This is a genomic window from Niveibacterium terrae (genome assembly GCF_048213115.1).
GTDB classification, from domain to species: domain Bacteria; phylum Pseudomonadota; class Gammaproteobacteria; order Burkholderiales; family Rhodocyclaceae; genus Niveibacterium; species Niveibacterium terrae.
On sequence record NZ_CP172404.1, the window covers coordinates 3,845,590 to 3,861,552 of the forward strand.

Here is a 15,963-nt window from a genome sequence, read left to right on the forward strand (position 1 = left end):
TTCAGGCACCCGGCCGGCGGGGAGCGGAAAGCGCCCTGACCGTAAACTGATGGGTGTCGAGAAGCTCGCCGCTGCCCTTCGCGCGCAGCTCCAGCCTGTGACTGCCGGGCAGGGGCAGGGGGATCAGGGTCTTGAGCTTGCCGCAGGGCGCGATGGCGCGACCATCGAGCCACAGACAGCCCGAGCCGTTCGCCTGCAGCAGAACGGCCTGGGCGCGCTGCGGGATGTCCGGATCAGGCGCGAGGATCGCTGAGTCGGGCGGCGCGATCAGCTGGGGCCTCGCTTCGGCCAGGCGCTGAACCACGGCCGGCCCGACCCGTTCGGTCGCCCCCTTGGGTGCCAGAAACCATTCCTCGCGCACCGCCTCGACTTCCGGGGCAAAGCTGACGCTCCGCCTCTGCACGCCGACCGGCGCCTGCGGCGTTCGGCTGGCCTCGCGCTGGTGCAGGTGTTCGATGAGGTCGCGCCAGATCGGCGCCGCGCCGGTGACGCCCGAGACATCCCACATCGGCTCGCCGGAGAAATTGCCGACCCAGACGCCAACCGTATAGCGGTCGGTAAAGCCGATCGCCCAGTTGTCGCGCATGCCTTTGCTGGTGCCGGTCTTCACCGCGGCCCAGGTCCGGGTCGAGAGCGGGCTCGCCAGACCGAAAGTCAGCGCCCGGGCGGCCGGATCGGCCAGGATGTCGCCGACGATGAAGGCCGCCTGAGGGCTGATCGCGCGCCGCCGCGCGCCGGGAGCCTCACCAGGCCGCAGATGCGCGACCGAAAATTCGCCGCCATTGGCCAGAGTCCGGTAGGCATTCGCGAGATCGATCAGCCGAACCTCGGCGCCGCCCAGCGCGAGCCCATAGCCGTAGAACTCGGCCTCCTTGTCCAGCGTGGCGAGACCGAAGCGGTGGAGCTGCTGCAGGAAGCGGTCGAGGCCGACCAGGGTCAGGGTCCGCACCGCCGGCACGTTCAGCGAAGAGCCCAGAGCCGAGCGCACCGACACCGCGCCCCTGAAGTGGCGGTCGTAATCCTGCGGGATATAGAGGCCGGAGGGCGTGGTCAGCGCCAAAGGCGAGTCGTCGAGCAGGGACGCGGCGGTGAGCCAGCCCTGCTCGATCGCCAGACCATAGAGGAAGGGCTTGAGCGTCGAGCCGGGCTGGCGCAGGGCCTGGACCCCGTCGACCGCGGCGGCCCCGGACAGCTCACCGCTCGAACCGACCCAGGCCAGCACTTCGCCGCTGCGGTTGTCGAGCACGATCACGGCGCCATCCTCGACGTGGCGCTCGTCCAGCTCGGCGAGCCGGTTGCGCAGCGCCGTTGCGGCAAAGCGCTGCAGATCGGCGTCGAGCGTCGAGCGCAGAGCCTCACCGGGCTTTTTGAGCAGCAGGCGGGCCAGATGCGGCGCGTCGTCGACGCCGGGCATAGGATGGGGCCGGCGCGGCATCGCCATCGCGACCAGAGAAGCCTCGTCACAGGACAGCCCCCGGCCGCCGGCGCGCAGCACGGCACAGGCCCGCCTCGCAACCTTGGCCCGCGAGGCGCCGGGTGAGCGGATCAGCGCCGCGAGCACCGCCGAGTCCGCCTCGCCGAGACCTTCCGGCCCCTTGGCCAGCAGACCGTAGGACGCCGCGCCGATGCCGACCAGATCACCGCGGAAACCGACCCTGTTCAGATAGGCTTCGAGGATCTGGTCCTTGCTCCAGTGCAGTTCCAGCGCCAGCGCCCTGCGGATCTGATCGAGCTTGCCGAAGAAGCCGTGGCCAGCGGAAGGGCGGGCGGCGCGCCCGGAGAGCAGGTCGGCGAGCTGCATCGTGATCGTGCTGGCACCGCGCGGCCGCTCCCGCTTCAGGTTGTCAAAGGCGGCCGAGAGGATGGCCAGCGGATCGACGCCGGGGTGGTAGCGGAAGTGCTCGTCCTCGGCCAGCCGCACCGCTTCGCGCATCGCCGGAGAGACCCGGTCCAGAGGCACCCAGGCGAGCACGCGTGCTCTGCGGTCCAGCCTCAGGTGCTGCAGCACCTGACCGTCGCGCGCGAGCAGCACCGCCTCCGAGCCCGAACTCACCGCTTTCACTGAGGTGAAATCCGGCACCGGGCTGGCCAGCACGACGATCGCGGCGAGAGGGGGAAGCAGGCCCAGCGCGATCAGCACGGCGCGCCGCGATGGCCGGCGCGCCCAAAGCCACAACGCCGACAAACGGAGCCGGCGCTGCAGGCCCATCAAACTCTGCCTCACCGCGCGCGGATCTCCATGACCGGAATCGGAGTTTCACCGAAGATCTCGGGCGCGTACATCGCCTCGATGCGGGAGCCCGGCAACAGGAAACGACCGGCGTTGTTGAGTCTGACGCTGTACTCGATGCTGTGCCGTCCCTTGGGCAGATAGGCGTAGTAGGCGCGGTAGCCATCGAAGGCCCGCTCTTCGAAGCTGGGCCAGGCCCAGCCCGAACGTTTCTCGCCCGCGACGAGATGCGCCGAATCGCCGCCCAGACCGCTGCCCAGCACGGTCGAGCCGGCCGGCACCGGATCATTGACGACGACCCAGGTCAGATCGGACTGCGCATCGATGTCCAGCTTGACGCGATAGACGTCGCCAACACTCCAGACGCCGCTCTTCTTCTGATCGATCGCGGTGACGGTGCGACGGATCTGGTAACCGGCGAACAAGGGCTTCGCGAGCGGCAATGCGGCACGCGAAGTGACGATCGCCCAGGGCTTGCCGCCGCCCTCGTGGGAGAGTGACAGCGGCGCGGCCCCCGCCGGCCAGGCGAGATGAGCAGCCAGCTCACGCCCGGTGGCGCTGCCGGAGACGCCCGGATCCGCAGCCTTGGCCTGCGCCCAATCCAGCTTCTGCTGGAGCTTGCCCAGGCTCAGCGCGGTATTGCCGCCCACCGCTTCGCGCTCGAAGCGGGCCTGGAAGTGGCGCAGAGCGACAACGCCCCACGCGTTCGCAAGCGTCGTCCGCCAGCGCCCCTGGACTTGCCTGGCCAGAGCTCCGCGCGCGAGCCGGGGCATGTCGGCCTGGAAGAAGGGATCGTCGTTCAGCACAGCCAGAGCGCGCACCGCGTTGAGATCGGGCGAGACCATCAGCCACCACAGGTAATCCTGCTTCTCGGTCGAGAAATTCAGCGTCGTGCCGGAGAACATCAACCGGGAGCGCAGGATCTGCCGCGCCTCGTCGAGCCGCTTGTCGTGCTCGGGAACGCCGGAGAGCCTATGCAGCACCGAGATCCAGTCGATCACCGCCGAGCTGGGCCACAGGTTCGGCGCGATCTCCAGAGTCTGCAGCATCTCGGGGCGGGCGCGGCCGAAGACAGCCAGCGCGTCGATCGCGGCCATCTTGCGCACCGCCAGATCCGCGCTCTCGATGGATCCGTAGCGCCGCACCCGACCAGCCACGAAGTCCTCCAGTCCCTTCAGCATCCGCTCGCGCGTCGCCTCCGGGATCTCGCGCCCGGCGGCCTGGCTGATGCGCAGCAGATAAGCGGTCAGCGAATCGTCCCCTTCCAGCCGGTCGGTCGCGAAATAGCGCGCCAGCCCGTCGCGGTCAAGATAGGCGGCCATGCTGTTCGCAACCCGTTGCCAGGCTGCCGCGTCCTCGGTCGAGATCGCGATCGATGTCTTCTGCTCAAGGCAGGAATAGGGGTAGCGCGACATCCAGTCGCGCACCGCGGCAAAGTTGCCGCCCAGCGACGAGCTCAGGCTGATATCGACGCCGCCGCGGCCAGGGATCGCCCCCTTCGGAATCTGCACCGGGAAGCTCAGCACCTTGCCAACCTCGAGCTGTTCCAGGGTCTGCTGATAGACCCGCACCGGATAGGCCGCACCAACCGTCTGCGTGAACTTGAGCGCATCGCGGGCGCGCCCGCCGCCGACCTCGTTCGCTTCGATTCGCCATTCGATCTGCCGCGCATCGAAGGGGACCTGGGTCGGGAAACTGAGCGTTTTCGCCTCACCCACCGCCAGGCTCACACGCTGCTTGCCGCCCGGAACCGGCAGCGCACCCGCCGTGCCGTTCAGTCCCACATCGAGCGTCAGAGGACGCTCGCCGCCATTGCGCACCGTGACGCCAGCATCGAAGCGGTCGCCTTCGCGGACGAAAGGCGGTAGCCCGGCGAACAGCATCAGTTCCTGGGTGCTCGAAATCCTCGCGCTGCCCGAACCGAAGCGGTTGTCGCCGGCATGGGCGATCGCCTCGATCCGGAACGAGGTCAGAGAATCGTTGAGCGGCACGAGAACGCGCGCCTCGCCGCGCGCGTCGAGTTTGAGCGCAGGGTTCCACAGCAGCAGCGTGTCGAACAGTTCGCGCGCGTTGGCAGCGCCCCCGCCGCCGCCCGGCGCGGCCGCCTTCTTGCCAAAGTGGCGCTTGCCGATCACCTGCGACTGAGCCGTCGAAGTCTCGACCTCCTCCGGGCGACGCTCCATCATCGCTTCGAGAAGATTCCACGAAGTCGGCGCCGCCAGCGCCAGCAGGCCTTCATCGACCGCGGCCAGCGCGACTTCGGCGTTCGGCGCCGGGCGCCCATCCGGAGTCGTCACGGTGATCTTGACCGCGGCGCGGTCGCGGACGCGATAGGCAGCCTTGTCCGGTTCGACCTTGACGTTCAAGGTATAGCCCTGCCAACCGACACGGATCTGCGCCATGCCGAGCTTGAAAGCGGGTTTGGTCAGATCGACCAGCGCGGTCGGCCGGGTATCGACTTCGCGCGGCATCTCCTTGACCAGGCCGAAGAACATCCCGATCCGGTAGACCATGCGCTTGAGCCAGGCAAAGCGGCCGGGCATTTCCGGATCGACCCGCCCCCGGATCACCATGACCGAGACATAGGCGTTGGGACCGTAGCTGTCGAGGATCTTGACGTCGACGAAGGGCGACTTCGCCGAGATCGGCACGACCTTCGCATCGAGCACGCCCTCGCGTTCGACGGTGACCAGAGCCATCGCCTCGCGGAAGGGCATCCGCACTTCGAAGCGGGCCGTCTCGCCCGGCTCGTAGGAACGCTTGTCCGCCAGCACGTCGATGCGGTCGCTCGCGCCCGCACCGAACCAGGCGTCGGAATCGGCGATGAAGGTGTCAGCACGCGCGATCGCTTCATTGCCGGCATCATCCTTGGCGCGGGCGACCAGAACCAGCTCGCCGCCCTCGGGCGCCTCGCCGTCGCAGACCAGCAGACCGCGGGCATCGGTCTCGCCCTTGCAGACAGTGCCAACCTTCTTCGTCTCGGCGGTCTCCTCATAAGCGTAGAAGCCCCCCAGCAGACGCTTGCGATACGCGTAGGACTTGCGCAGATAGGCTTCGACAACGACCTTGCGCCCGGCCAGCACCTTGCCCTGGGGCGAGAGCGCCAGCACCTTGAACGCGAGCCGCTCGCGCGTCGCCCAATGGCTCTCCAGGCGCATGCCCAGCACGACCGCGGAGGGCAGCAGCAGCGCCCGATTCGCGCTGGTCAATATCTGCCCGTTCGGGTCGGCATACTCCATCTCGATCTCGAGCGCGCGACTCTCGCCGCCGCGGGGCAGCCCATCGAAGACGACCCGGGCGCCGCCCGAAGCATCGAGGCTCAGGCTCTTCGTGCGCACCGGGTAACCGACCCCGGCATCTCCGGCTTCGCCGGCATCGTTGCCTTCATCCTCGCCGTCCGGGTCATAGCCGTAGGGCTCCTGGACTTCCAGCCCTTCCTTGGGAAGGCGGCCACCGAAGGAAAAATCGTCATAGCCGGGGAAGATCAGCGGATAGGGCACGACGCGGCTGCGGAACTTGACCGGCGCACCCGCGGCCGGACCGCCCGCCATATAGCCGAGCTGAGCATCGACCGTCAGGCTGGCCGAATTGACCGTCGGCGCCGCCGGCGGCTTGATCGCGGCCTTCATCAGCGGCACCCGGTATTGTTCGACGCGGAAGGAGCCCGATTCGATCTCGCCGCGCGCACCGTGCAGCACGATCTTGTACAGGCCCAGCTTCGCTTCCTTCGGAATGGCCCAGCTCGAAACGCCGGCGCCGTTGCGCCATGCGACGCTGACCGGATAGCGCTGGCCGCTGCCTTCGTGGGAGATCTCAATCTTCTGGACCAGCGACTCGGGCTTGGGCGTCGTGAAGCCCTTGCCGCTCGGCTGGCGCAGGAAGTGCTTCATGGACACGGTCTCTCCGGCGCGGAACAGGGGCCGGTCGAGCACCGTATGCGCGATCAGCGGCCGCTCGACCTGACCACCGGCCAGGTTGAACTGCCAGGGTTCGATGCCGTTGTGCCAGCTCGTCAGCATGAACGAGAAATCGCCGTCCTTGCGCGCCGTGACGATGTAGCCGTTTTCGGTGTGGCGGCACTCCTCCCGCCAGTGCGAGGGCAGAGGAACCGTCGTCTGCGCGATGCCGTGGCTGTCGGTGTGGCCATCCCAGAGCCGGACACCGAGGCAGTCGGTGATGCGGACCTCGGCATCGGCGACCGGCTGCGCGTTGTCGAGCCGCGTCACCCAGAGCAGCGACGATTCGCGGCCCCGCTTGAAATGCACGGCGAGGTTGGTGACCAACGCCGACGAGTACGCGTAATACGGTTTTTTCTCGCCGTGCAGCGCCGCGCCGAGGCGTTTGCTCGCGAATTCGACGACGTAGAGACCGGGCTTGGGCAGGGGAATGCCGATCAGCTCGAAAGTCTTGTCACCCGAAGCGCGGGGAAGTTCGAGCGGCGTCGCGGCGAGCTTCTTCTGCTGGTGCAACAAGGGCAGTTCACCCTCGCGCGGGTAGCGCGCCTCGCCCTCGCTGCCGATCATGTTCCCGTTGCGCTCATGCGGCGGCAGCAGAATCTTGTCCAGCCAACTGGCGAGCGCCTTGTCGTCGGACGCATCGAGGCGGGCCAGCTTGCCGCTTCCAGCGGTGTTCGCGACGGCGGGCAGCGTCGCGCTGCGCCCCCTCAGCGTCGCTTCGACATTGCGCACCGAGACCGGCAGCAGGGGCTGGGCATTCGCTTCGAGGATGCCGAAGCGCGACGGGAACTTGATCAGCGGAGGATCTTCGTCGATGCGCAGTTTCAGCGGAAAGGACGCGGCATTGACCGGAGCGCGACCCGCGTCGTCCTTGAAGCCCGAAGGCAGGACCAGCGAGAGCTCGCTGCGGGCCGGGAAAGGCCCCTTGAATTCGAGCGACTCGACACTCTTCGCCTTCTCGTCGATCGCCGGGGTGAAGACCTTGCCATCCTTGGCGCGCAGCTCGATCTTCTGCGCCAGCGCGCGCTCGACCGGAGCCGAGAAGCCCAGCATGATCGGCAGCACCGGCACGCAGCCAGCCTTGGGCCCGACCCGGGTGCAGCTCTGCCGCACTTCGAAGTCGGATCTGACCTTGTAGGCGAGAGTCTGGTTCGCACTGGTCGCGATCCCGCTCGCGGTGCGAATGCCCGCGCCCCAGTTGAGGCTCAGTTTCGCGCCGGGCGGCAGGCGCCGCGCGCAGCGGGCGACGACGAGCGGCGCATCCTTGAGCCGGGAATCCTTGACGGTCAAAAGCCCCGTGTGCCCTCTCTTGCTCAGGACTGCGAAGACCTCGTGGGCCTGGTTCTGCTGCTCGACCAGGATCGCATCGCGGTCTTTGCCTTCGAGCACTTCGAGCGGAATCTTCTCGCCGATGCCTGCGACACTGCAGGAAGCGTGTTCGCGGATGCTCGCCGGATCGGCCGCCGCATCGAGCGCGAGCACGAAGTGCTGCAGCTCGTCGATGTTCTCGTCCCCGTCACTGGGCCAGCTCGCCCTGACCGCCGGTCCGCCGGTCGAAAAACCGAAGCTCTCCGACGCGAGCGCGGAACCCGCCGCACTCTTCAGTCCGGCTTTGACCGTGAAGCTGCACTTGAGCCCTGCCGGCAGGTCGGCCTCGAAGTCGTAGACCCAGTTGCGCGCATCGACCCAGTGGCCGCTCCCCTTGGCCGCACACTGGATGTCGAAAGGAGAGGGGAGGCGAGGGTCGCCAAAAGCGACCATCGGTTCGGAGAAACGGGCCGTGACCTGACGGACACTCTTGACCTCGCCTCTCGGGCCGAAGGCCTCGACCTTGACCGGCACCTGGGCCGTCGCATAGAGCGCAAAGCTCGCCACGGCAGCCAGCGCCGCCCCCACCCCAATCACACGCTTTTTCATCGAGCCTCCCGGCGCTTGTCGCTGCGGCGGATGCTAACCCGGAATCATGCGCGCGTCATCACTTCCCTGAGGGAAATGATCACCACGGCAGCGCTTCGCCGCGCCAGTCGAAAAAGCCGCCATTGGCCTGCGCCTCCAGGCCCTCGATGACCGAGCGCAGACCGCGGACCGACGTGTAGGCGTCAAGCTCGCCGCCTTCACCCCCCATGTCGGTGCGCACCCAGCCCGGATGCAGCGCGACGACGGTTCCGCCCTTCGGGCCGTATTCGAGCGCGGCGCATTTGACGACCATGTTCGCGGCGGCTTTCGAGGCCCGGTAGAGCAGGCCGGAAGTCTGCGTGCTCGCGCCGATCGAGCCCATCGCTGAACTCAGCACCGCGATCCTGCCGCCCGCTTTCGCGACCGAATCGCCGAAGGTCTGGATCACCCGCATCGGGCCCAGCACGTTGGTCCTCATCACCGCATCGAAGTCGGCATCGCCGGGGGCGAGGAAGCCGGCCGTGTCCGGCCCGTACAGTCCGGCACAGACCAGCAGCAGATCGAGCGGGTCCTCGTCGGCAAGCCAGGCGGAATCGGCGAGCGAACCGGCCGAAGTCACGTCGAGCGGGAAGAGCTCGACGCCCTTGACCCGCATCAGCGCCACCGCCCGGGCCGGCTCGCGCACACCGGCCAGCACCTTCCAGCCCGCGATCGAGTACTGGCGCGCAAATTCGAGGCCCAGCCCACGCGAAGCGCCGGCGATCAATACCGTTTTCTGGGTCATGTCCGCATTTCCGCTTTGCTTCGATTGGTTTGCCACACACCCACCAGCACCAGCGCGCCGCCGGCGATCTCCATCGCGTCGATTCTCTCGCCGAGCAAGGCCGCACCGAGCAACACCGCGCAAATCGGCACCAGGTTGATGAAGGCGGCGGCACGCGCCGCCCCCAGTTTCATCACACCGTTCGCATACCAGACGTAGGAGAAACCGCTGCCCAGCACGCCCAGATAGACGAGCGACAGCCAGGCCTGGCCCGACAGATGCGGCAGCGCTCTGAGGCTGCCCTCGCCGAGCCCGGCCAGCGCCAGCAGCAGCCCCCCCGCCAGACTCGCATAGAAGGTCATCGTCAACGGCGCGAGCGAGCGGCCGGCGTTGCGGCCGATCAGCGTATAGACGGTCCAGCTCGCGACGCAGCCGAGGATGGCCAGCTCACCCAGGCCCAGAGCGCCACCGAGCAGAGCCTGAGGCTCGCCGTGCGAGATCACCAGCAGACAGCCGGCCAGCGCGACCGCGATGCCCAGCACTTTCCGGCGCGCGAGCTTCTCGCCGAAAAAGCTGGCCGCCAGCGCGACCGCGACCGGATTCAGCGCGACGACCAGCGCTGCGCGCCCCGCCTGGACGTGCTTGAGTCCGAAGAAAAAACAGAGGTTGTACGCGAAGATCCCGAAAGCGCCCATCGCCAGCACGCGCACAGCGTCGCCTGGACCGATGCGGGGCAGACCGCCGTTCGCACGCCAGACCAGAAAGCCCAGGGTCAGCGAACCGAACAGGAAGCGCCAGCCGGCCGCGGCCAGGGGCGGCAGCTCGGCGGAGACGAGGCGGCCGGCGATCCAGGTCCCGCCCCAGATCAGGGCAACGAGAAGCTGCTGGACGATGACAGGCGCGAGGCGCTCTTCAGAGGGCACGAGGTTTTCCAGCCAGAGGAAAACCGCATTCTATGCGGTGCGCGCGGCCGCGACATCCCCTCAGGGCATCGCGGGCACGAGCCGATGAATCGCTCAGCCCATTCCCGTCGGGCGCCGGGCGCGCAGCTCGTCGATCTGCTCCAGCAGGTCGGCGACCAGCGCGGCGAGCTCGGGCACCGCGTCGAAATCGCGTTCGAGCGCGCGCATCCGCCTCGCCCGGGTCAGGCAGGCGTGCGAGAAGCGCCAGGTTCCGGCCACGCTCTCGGCGCTCGGGAAAAGCCCTTCCTCGATATGCAGGATCAGCCATTCCGGCTCGACCGCACAGGCGGCCGCCACGCTCTCCAGGGGCAGCCAGGAGTCCTCGACGAGACTGCCGATCAGAACCTCATCGTCGCGCATCGCTCACTCTCCCCGGCGCGGATCGAAAGCGAGTTCGCGCGCCATGTCCTCGTAGATCTGTTTCGCTCTGGGCGTGTCGGCCGCCGGCAGAAGCACCTGGATCTCCAACAGCAGGTCGCCGGGCGGGTTCGCGGGAATTCCCTTGCCGCGCACGCGCAGGATCCGCCCGCTCTGGCTTCCCGGCGGCAGGCGGACCGAGATGCTTCCGCCAGGAAGGCGGATCGGGATCACCGCGCCGAGCGCCGCTTCCCACGGCGCGACAGGGAGAACCCGATGCAGCTCGCGGCCCTCGACTCTCAGCCGTGAGTCGGAATTGAAATGCACTTCGAGCAGCAGATCGCCGGAGACGCCGCCGCCCAGGCCAGGTCCGCCCTGACCGGCGAGGCGGATGATCTGCCCCTCGAAGATCCCCACCGGAATCTTCAGGTTCAGCGTGCGATTGACCAGCATGACGCGACCGTGCGCGTCGAGCTGGGGAAGTCTCAGCGAGATCTGCCGGGTCGGACCGGTAAAGCTGTCCTCCAGATCCAGCATCACCTTGGCATGGTGATCCTCGCCGCGCTGCGCATGCCCGCGGTGAGCATGGGAGGCGCGTCCCGCGCCCATGTGTCCGAAGAGCTCGGCGAAGAAATCGCTGTAATCGGCGGCGTCCGACGACGAAAAGCCCCGGTTCGAGAATTCGAAGCCGGTATCCCAGCCCGGAGGCGGACGGAATTCCTGACCGGGTTGATAACCGTGGCCGAGCTGCTCATAGGCGGCGCGCTTCTCCGGATCGGACAGCACCGCATAGGCTTCGTTGATCTCGCGGATCTTCTGCTCGGCGTCCGGCTCCTTCGAGACATCGGGGTGGTATTTACGCGCGAGCTTGCGGAAAGCCTTCTTGATCTCCTCATCCGAGGCATTCTGGCTGACGCCCAGAGTCCGGTAGTAATCCTTGAATTCCATGAGCTGTTCCTCCCGAATTCCGTCGTTCAGAATGCCTTGACCCGCTCCGCGATCTGCCGCACCAGGACGGCGTCCAACGCATCGCTTCGCCCCCCCGTATCGGCCACCAGAACGCAGCGCATCTCCGCGTCGTCGAAGGCTTCAGCGCCCTCCCTCTGTCCGGCCAGCACTTCCAGCGTCGCCTCGGAAGCGTCCCGCCCCCTGCGCGCGCGCGCGGCGAGCCTCTGCCTCAGATCACCGGCCGGAGCCTGGCAGTCGAGGATCGCGAAGGGCAGGTCCTTTTCGCGGGCCAGATCGAAGAACAGCCTGCGTTGCCAGGTCTTCAGGCAGGCCGCGTCGACGATGACCGGATAGCCCTGGGCGAGGGCGAACTCCGCAAGCGCGCGAAGACGCCGATAGGCCTGCTGCGTCGCCTCTTCAGTGTAGAGGCCGGAATCGGGGCTTGAGCCGCTGCGCGCAAGCGGCGCAAGGCCTGCGGCGCGTTTTCGCTCGACATCCGAGCGCAAGCGGATCGCGCCGAGCCGGGACACGAGCGCGCGCGCCAGGCGGCTCTTGCCCGAAGCCGAAAAGCCGTGCGTGATCAGCAAGAAAGGCTTCGCCGGCACGCTCAGAGCCTCGGCGCAGTCGAGGTAGGCCTCAGGCGAAGCGCCGCGCAGACAGGCAACCTCGGCGCGAACCAGGGCCCGGTAGACTTGATAGAAGCGCAGCAGTTCGAGAGATGCGAAGTCGCCGCCCTCTTCAAGCCAGGCATCGAGCAACCGCCAGCCCAGATCTGCCCGGCCATGTGCGGCGAAGTCCATCACCGCGAATGCGAGATCGCTGATCACGTCTATCCAGCGCAGCGAGGCGTTGAACTCGATGCCGTCGAAGGCCAGCGCTTCGCCGCCATGGAGCACGAGGTTTCCCAAGTGCAGGTCGCCATGGCATTCGCGGATGAAGCCGTCCGCCTTGCGCCGCGCGAGGGCCTCGCGGCAGCGCTCGTTCTCGCCCCGACACCAGGCATCCAGGGCCTTGAGCCGGGACGGATCGATGCCAGGCTGCTTCTTCAGCGCGGCAAGACAGGACCCGACCTGGGTCCAGACCACGTCGGGGCGGCCAAAGTCGGTTCCGGGCGGAGTGCGACCGGCCTCGGCGTGAAAGGCGGCGAGGCGGCGCGCCAGCGCTTCGATCAGCACCGGCTTGAGCCGACCATCGGCGAGTGCGCCTTCGAACAGATCGCTCTGCTCGAAGCGCCTCATCTTCACCGCATATTCGATCGCCTCGCCCTCTTCGCCGAAACAGGGCTCCGCGGCGCTGCGACCTATCGCGCAGACTTCGAGATAGAGCGCCGGCGCGAGCCGGGCGTTGAGCCTCAGCTCCTCGACGCAGAAGAAACGCCTCCGCTCAAGGCTCAGGTAATCGACGAAACCCAGATCGACGGCCTTCTTGATCTTGTACGCGAAAGCGCCCGCCAGCAGCACGAAGGAGATGTGGGTCTCGATCAGCTCGACCGTCCCGACTGGGTGAGGGTATCGAGCGGGGTCGCACAGCGCTTCGACGAGCCGCCGCTGACTGGCCAAGCTGGCTTCCCCTGCCATTGCCGCCTCCGCACTCACGCTCCACGTCAGAACCCTAGACCTCTGAAGGCGGTCCCGCCACGCGAGCGCAGCCGTGGCCGGCGATCTCGGGTATCGTTGAGGACTTCTGTCCTGGCCTCTTTTTCCCCGATCATGCGCCCCATCGCCCTGCTGCTCACCGCCGCCTCCGTGCTCTTCTCCTCCGCCGCCTGCGCCGAAAACGACTGGCTGGTGATCTCCGGCGCGGCCTACCACTTCGACCGCCGCGACGAACTGCGTGGAGACAACCCCGGGGCCGGCTGGGAGCGCCCCTCCCAGAAGTGGCCGCTCAGCTGGATGGCGGGCTATTACCGCAACAGCTACGACCGCGACACCTTTTACGCCGGCGCCCGCTGGGAACCGCTGCGCTGGGAACACGTCAAGCTGGGGGTTTTCGTCGGAGCCGCGAGCGGCTATGACTCGCCGGTCGTCGCGCTGCCGATGGCCAGCGTCGAATACGGCCGCGTCGGCATCAACTTCGTCGCGGCGCCGACCATCGGCGACTACACCGGCTACGTCGGCGCCCAGCTCAAGTTCCGCTTCGATTAAAAAAATGGCGCCCGCAGGCGCCATTTTTCCGTTTGATCGCGGGCAAAACCGCTCCTACTTCAAGCGGTCGAGCAGATACGTGTAGGTCAGCGCCCACATCCGGGCGCGCTGCGCGCTGTTCGCCGCGCCGCCGTGACCCCCTTCGGTGTTCTCCCAGTAGGTGACGTCCTGGCCGAGGCCGCGCATCTTCTCGACCATCTTGCGCGCATGACCCGGATGGACCCGGTCGTCGCGCGTCGAAGTCGTGAAGAAGACCGGCGCGTACTTCACGCCCGGCTTGACGTTCTGGTAGGGCGAGTACTTCGAGATGTAGGCCCACTGCGCCGCATCGTCCGGATCGCCGTACTCGGCCATCCACGACGCACCGGCCAGCAGCTTGCTGTAGCGGCGCATGTCGAGCAGCGGAACCTGACAGACGACGGCACCGAACAGATCCGGCCTCTGCACCATGACCGCTCCGACCAGCAGACCGCCGTTCGAACCGCCCATGATGCCCAGGTGCTTCGGCGAAGAAATCTTGCGCGCGTTGAGGTCTTCGGCGACCGCGATGAAATCGTCGTAGGCGCGCTGGCGGTTCTCCTTCAGCGCCGCCCGGTGCCAGGACGGGCCGAATTCGCCGCCGCCGCGGATGTTCGCGATGACCCAGGTGCCGCCCGCTTCCAGCCAGCCCGGTCCGATCGAGGTCAGGTAGTTAGGCGTCAGCGACACTTCAAAACCGCCGTAGCCGTAGAGCACGGTCGGCTGCGAGCCGTCGAGCGGAGCGTCCTTGCGGCGGATCACGAAATAGGGGACTTTCGTGCCATCGCGCGAGCTCGCCATCTGCTGAGTCACTTCCAGGCCTTCGGCATTGAAGAAGGAGGGCTCACGCTTGAGCAGCTCGCGCTTGTCCGTGCCGCTGCGCCCCAGCTGCAGCGTGTTCGGCGTCAGGAAGTCGGACTGGATCAGGAAATACTCGTTCGACGTGTCCGAATCGACCGCGCTCAGGGTCACCGAACCGTTGGCCGGCACCGCGACGCGGCGCACGCTCCAACCGCCGGCCGGACGGCTCCACTCCTGGACGCTGCTGCGCACCGTGTCGAGGATGTCGATCAGCACGCTGTCGCGGGTCGTCACGATGCTCTGGATCGCGCGGCCGGGATTGGGCGTGAAGAGCGGCGTGAAGTCGCGCCCACCGGCGAGATAGGACTTGAGCGGCATCGCCAGCAGCGAACCGGCCGGCCAGGTGCGCTTTGCCAGTGTCCAGTCGCTGCGCAGGCGCAGCAGAACGTGGTCGCGCCAGAAGGAGAGTTCGGCGTCGTCCGGCTTGGCGATCTGACGCAGCTTGCCGCTGGGGCTGCGCAGATACACTTCGTTCGTATAGAAACTGGTCATCCGGACCACGATGTCGCGCGGATAGCCCGGCGTGAAGTCGTGTTCCGCCGAGACCACCATGTCCTGCGTCTTCCCTTCGAGGACGACGCTCGCCGCGGAGAGCGGCGTGCCACGTTGCCACAGCTTGACGACGCGGGCGTAGCCCGAATCGGTCATGCTGCCAGCGCCGAAATCGGTTCCGACGTAGAGCGCATTGGGACCAGCCCAGTTGGCCGAGTTCTTCGCTTCGGCAAGCTCGAAACCGCCCTTGACGAAGGAACGGCTCACCGTATCGAACTCGCGGACCACCGTCGCGTCGGCGCCGCCGCGCGACAGCGAGACGAGGCAGCGGCGTCCGGCCAGGGGCAGACACTGCGCGCCTTTCCAGACCCAGCTCTTCCCTTCGCTCTTGGCCAGCGCATCGAGGTCCAGCACGGTCTCCCATGCCGGAGAGCTCTTGCGGTATTCAGCCAGCGAGGTGCGGCGCCAGATCCCGCGCGGGTGATCGGCGTCGCGCCAGAAGTTGTAGTAAGCGGTGCCGATCTTGTTGACCAGCGGGATCCGCTCGGTGCTGTCGTAGATCGTCTTCAGACGCGCTTCGAGCGCCGCGAAGCCGGGCTTCGCGGTCAGCACGGAAAGGGATTCGCGATTCCTGGCCTCGACCCAGGCCAGGCTCTGCGGCGAATCAACCGCTTCAAGCCACTGATTGGGATCGTCGCTTGCCGCGGTTTCGGCCGCTCCGGCGCCGAACGATGCAAGCAAGCCGGAGGCGAGCAGCAGACAGAACGGGAGGATTGTTTTCATGGTGGAGGGAGGGGATGGGAATTCGCGATTGTCGCGGCCAGCCCCACCTCCGGCAAGTCCCGTCGCGAAATACGCGATATCAGCCCATCTTTTGGTTCAACAGAGGAATCAGCTCGTCGAGCAGGCGTTTGAGCTCGCGCGCCTTGTCCTCGGCGAAGCCCGTCCGCGCGAAGACCTGTCCGGGAACCGCGGCACAGCTCTGCTGTAACGCGCGTCCCGCATCGGTCAGCGCGATCGTGACGACGCGCTCGTCCTGGCTCGCGCGACTGCGCGTCACCAGGCCTTGCGTCTCCAGTCTCTTGAGCAGCGGCGTCAGCGTATTGCTGGCGAGCAGCGCCCGTTCGCCGATCGCACTGACCGCACACGGCGACTGCTGCCACAGGATCATCATCACGATGTACTGCGGATAGGTCAGGCCAAGGGGTTCGAGGATGGGCTGGTAGAGCCGGGTGATCAGGCGCGAGCAGGCATAGAGCGGAAAGCAGAGTTGATTGTCGAGCAGCAGCTGAGGAATGAGCCGCTGAGTGCCGGATTCAGCCATCGCGAAGTCCAG

Annotated in this window: 10 protein-coding genes; 1 reads left to right on the plus strand and 9 read right to left on the minus strand. The window is 67.2% G+C overall.

Going from position 1 to position 15,963, the window contains the following annotated elements:
• Position 1: 1 nt before the first annotated feature.
• The 7 genes from pbpC to ACHFB9_RS17665 all read right to left on the minus strand — a co-directional run bounded on the left by pbpC (position 2) and on the right by ACHFB9_RS17665 (position 12,689).
• Entirely contained in the window at positions 2 to 2,224 is a 2,223-nt protein-coding gene (gene pbpC / locus ACHFB9_RS17635) for a penicillin-binding protein 1C (RefSeq protein ID WP_417068823.1), read from the minus strand.
• Positions 2,221 to 8,103, minus strand: a complete 5,883-nt coding sequence (locus ACHFB9_RS17640; RefSeq protein ID WP_417068824.1) for an alpha-2-macroglobulin family protein — start codon at positions 8,101 to 8,103, stop codon at positions 2,221 to 2,223. The genes pbpC and ACHFB9_RS17640 overlap by 4 nt, the downstream gene beginning before the upstream one ends.
• 79 nt (positions 8,104 to 8,182) lie before the next feature.
• The gene (locus ACHFB9_RS17645; protein WP_417068825.1) at positions 8,183 to 8,866 is read right to left on the minus strand and encodes an SDR family NAD(P)-dependent oxidoreductase; all 684 of its coding nucleotides are present in this window, start codon (positions 8,864 to 8,866) and stop codon (positions 8,183 to 8,185) included.
• Positions 8,863 to 9,768 carry a DMT family transporter gene (locus ACHFB9_RS17650; protein ID WP_417068826.1) on the minus strand — a complete coding sequence of 302 codons (906 nt, stop codon included), beginning with the start codon at positions 9,766 to 9,768 and terminating at the stop codon, positions 8,863 to 8,865. Before ACHFB9_RS17650 ends, ACHFB9_RS17645 begins: the two co-directional genes overlap by 4 nt.
• 93 nt (positions 9,769 to 9,861) lie before the next feature.
• Positions 9,862 to 10,167, minus strand: coding sequence for a chaperone modulator CbpM (locus ACHFB9_RS17655; RefSeq protein WP_417068827.1), 306 nt, complete (start codon positions 10,165 to 10,167; stop codon positions 9,862 to 9,864).
• Positions 10,168 to 10,170: 3 nt separating this feature from the next.
• Positions 10,171 to 11,112, minus strand: a complete 942-nt coding sequence (locus tag ACHFB9_RS17660; RefSeq protein ID WP_417068828.1) for a DnaJ C-terminal domain-containing protein — start codon at positions 11,110 to 11,112, stop codon at positions 10,171 to 10,173.
• A 26-nt stretch (positions 11,113 to 11,138) separates the two neighbouring features.
• Positions 11,139 to 12,689: an AAA family ATPase gene (locus ACHFB9_RS17665; protein ID WP_417068829.1), complete on the minus strand. Its 1,551-nt coding sequence runs from the start codon at positions 12,687 to 12,689 to the stop codon at positions 11,139 to 11,141.
• Positions 12,690 to 12,821: 132 nt separating this feature from the next.
• On the opposite strand from ACHFB9_RS17665, the gene ACHFB9_RS17670 reads away from it, so the two are divergent.
• A complete protein-coding gene (locus tag ACHFB9_RS17670) occupies positions 12,822 to 13,256 on the plus strand; it encodes a hypothetical protein (RefSeq protein WP_417068830.1) in 435 nt (144 codons plus the stop codon).
• Between the two features lie 54 nt (positions 13,257 to 13,310).
• Here ACHFB9_RS17670 and ACHFB9_RS17675 read toward each other — a convergent pair whose 3' ends face one another.
• Together ACHFB9_RS17675 and ACHFB9_RS17680 are read right to left on the minus strand one after the other, a co-directional pair.
• Positions 13,311 to 15,410, minus strand: coding sequence for a prolyl oligopeptidase family serine peptidase (locus tag ACHFB9_RS17675; protein ID WP_417068831.1), 2,100 nt, complete (start codon positions 15,408 to 15,410; stop codon positions 13,311 to 13,313).
• A gap of 79 nt (positions 15,411 to 15,489) precedes the next feature.
• A complete protein-coding gene (locus tag ACHFB9_RS17680; RefSeq protein WP_417068832.1) occupies positions 15,490 to 15,951 on the minus strand; it encodes a MarR family winged helix-turn-helix transcriptional regulator in 462 nt (153 codons plus the stop codon).
• Positions 15,952 to 15,963: the final 12 nt, after the last annotated feature.

What these genes read in the sequence shown, in the direction of transcription:
- ACHFB9_RS17640 (WP_417068824.1), bottom strand. Translation starts at nt 8,103, where the DNA reads ATGAAAAAGCGTGTGATTGGGGTGGGGGCGGCGCTGGCTGCCGTGGCG.
- ACHFB9_RS17645 (WP_417068825.1), bottom strand. Translation starts at nt 8,866, where the DNA reads ATGACCCAGAAAACGGTATTGATCGCCGGCGCTTCGCGTGGGCTGGGC.
- ACHFB9_RS17655 (WP_417068827.1), bottom strand. Translation starts at nt 10,167, where the DNA reads ATGCGCGACGATGAGGTTCTGATCGGCAGTCTCGTCGAGGACTCCTGG.
- ACHFB9_RS17660 (WP_417068828.1), bottom strand. Translation starts at nt 11,112, where the DNA reads ATGGAATTCAAGGATTACTACCGGACTCTGGGCGTCAGCCAGAATGCC.
- ACHFB9_RS17665 (WP_417068829.1), bottom strand. Translation starts at nt 12,689, where the DNA reads ATGGCAGGGGAAGCCAGCTTGGCCAGTCAGCGGCGGCTCGTCGAAGCG.
- ACHFB9_RS17670 (WP_417068830.1), top strand. Translation starts at nt 12,822, where the DNA reads ATGCGCCCCATCGCCCTGCTGCTCACCGCCGCCTCCGTGCTCTTCTCC.
- ACHFB9_RS17675 (WP_417068831.1), bottom strand. Translation starts at nt 15,410, where the DNA reads ATGAAAACAATCCTCCCGTTCTGTCTGCTGCTCGCCTCCGGCTTGCTT.
- ACHFB9_RS17680 (WP_417068832.1), bottom strand. Translation starts at nt 15,951, where the DNA reads ATGGCTGAATCCGGCACTCAGCGGCTCATTCCTCAGCTGCTGCTCGAC.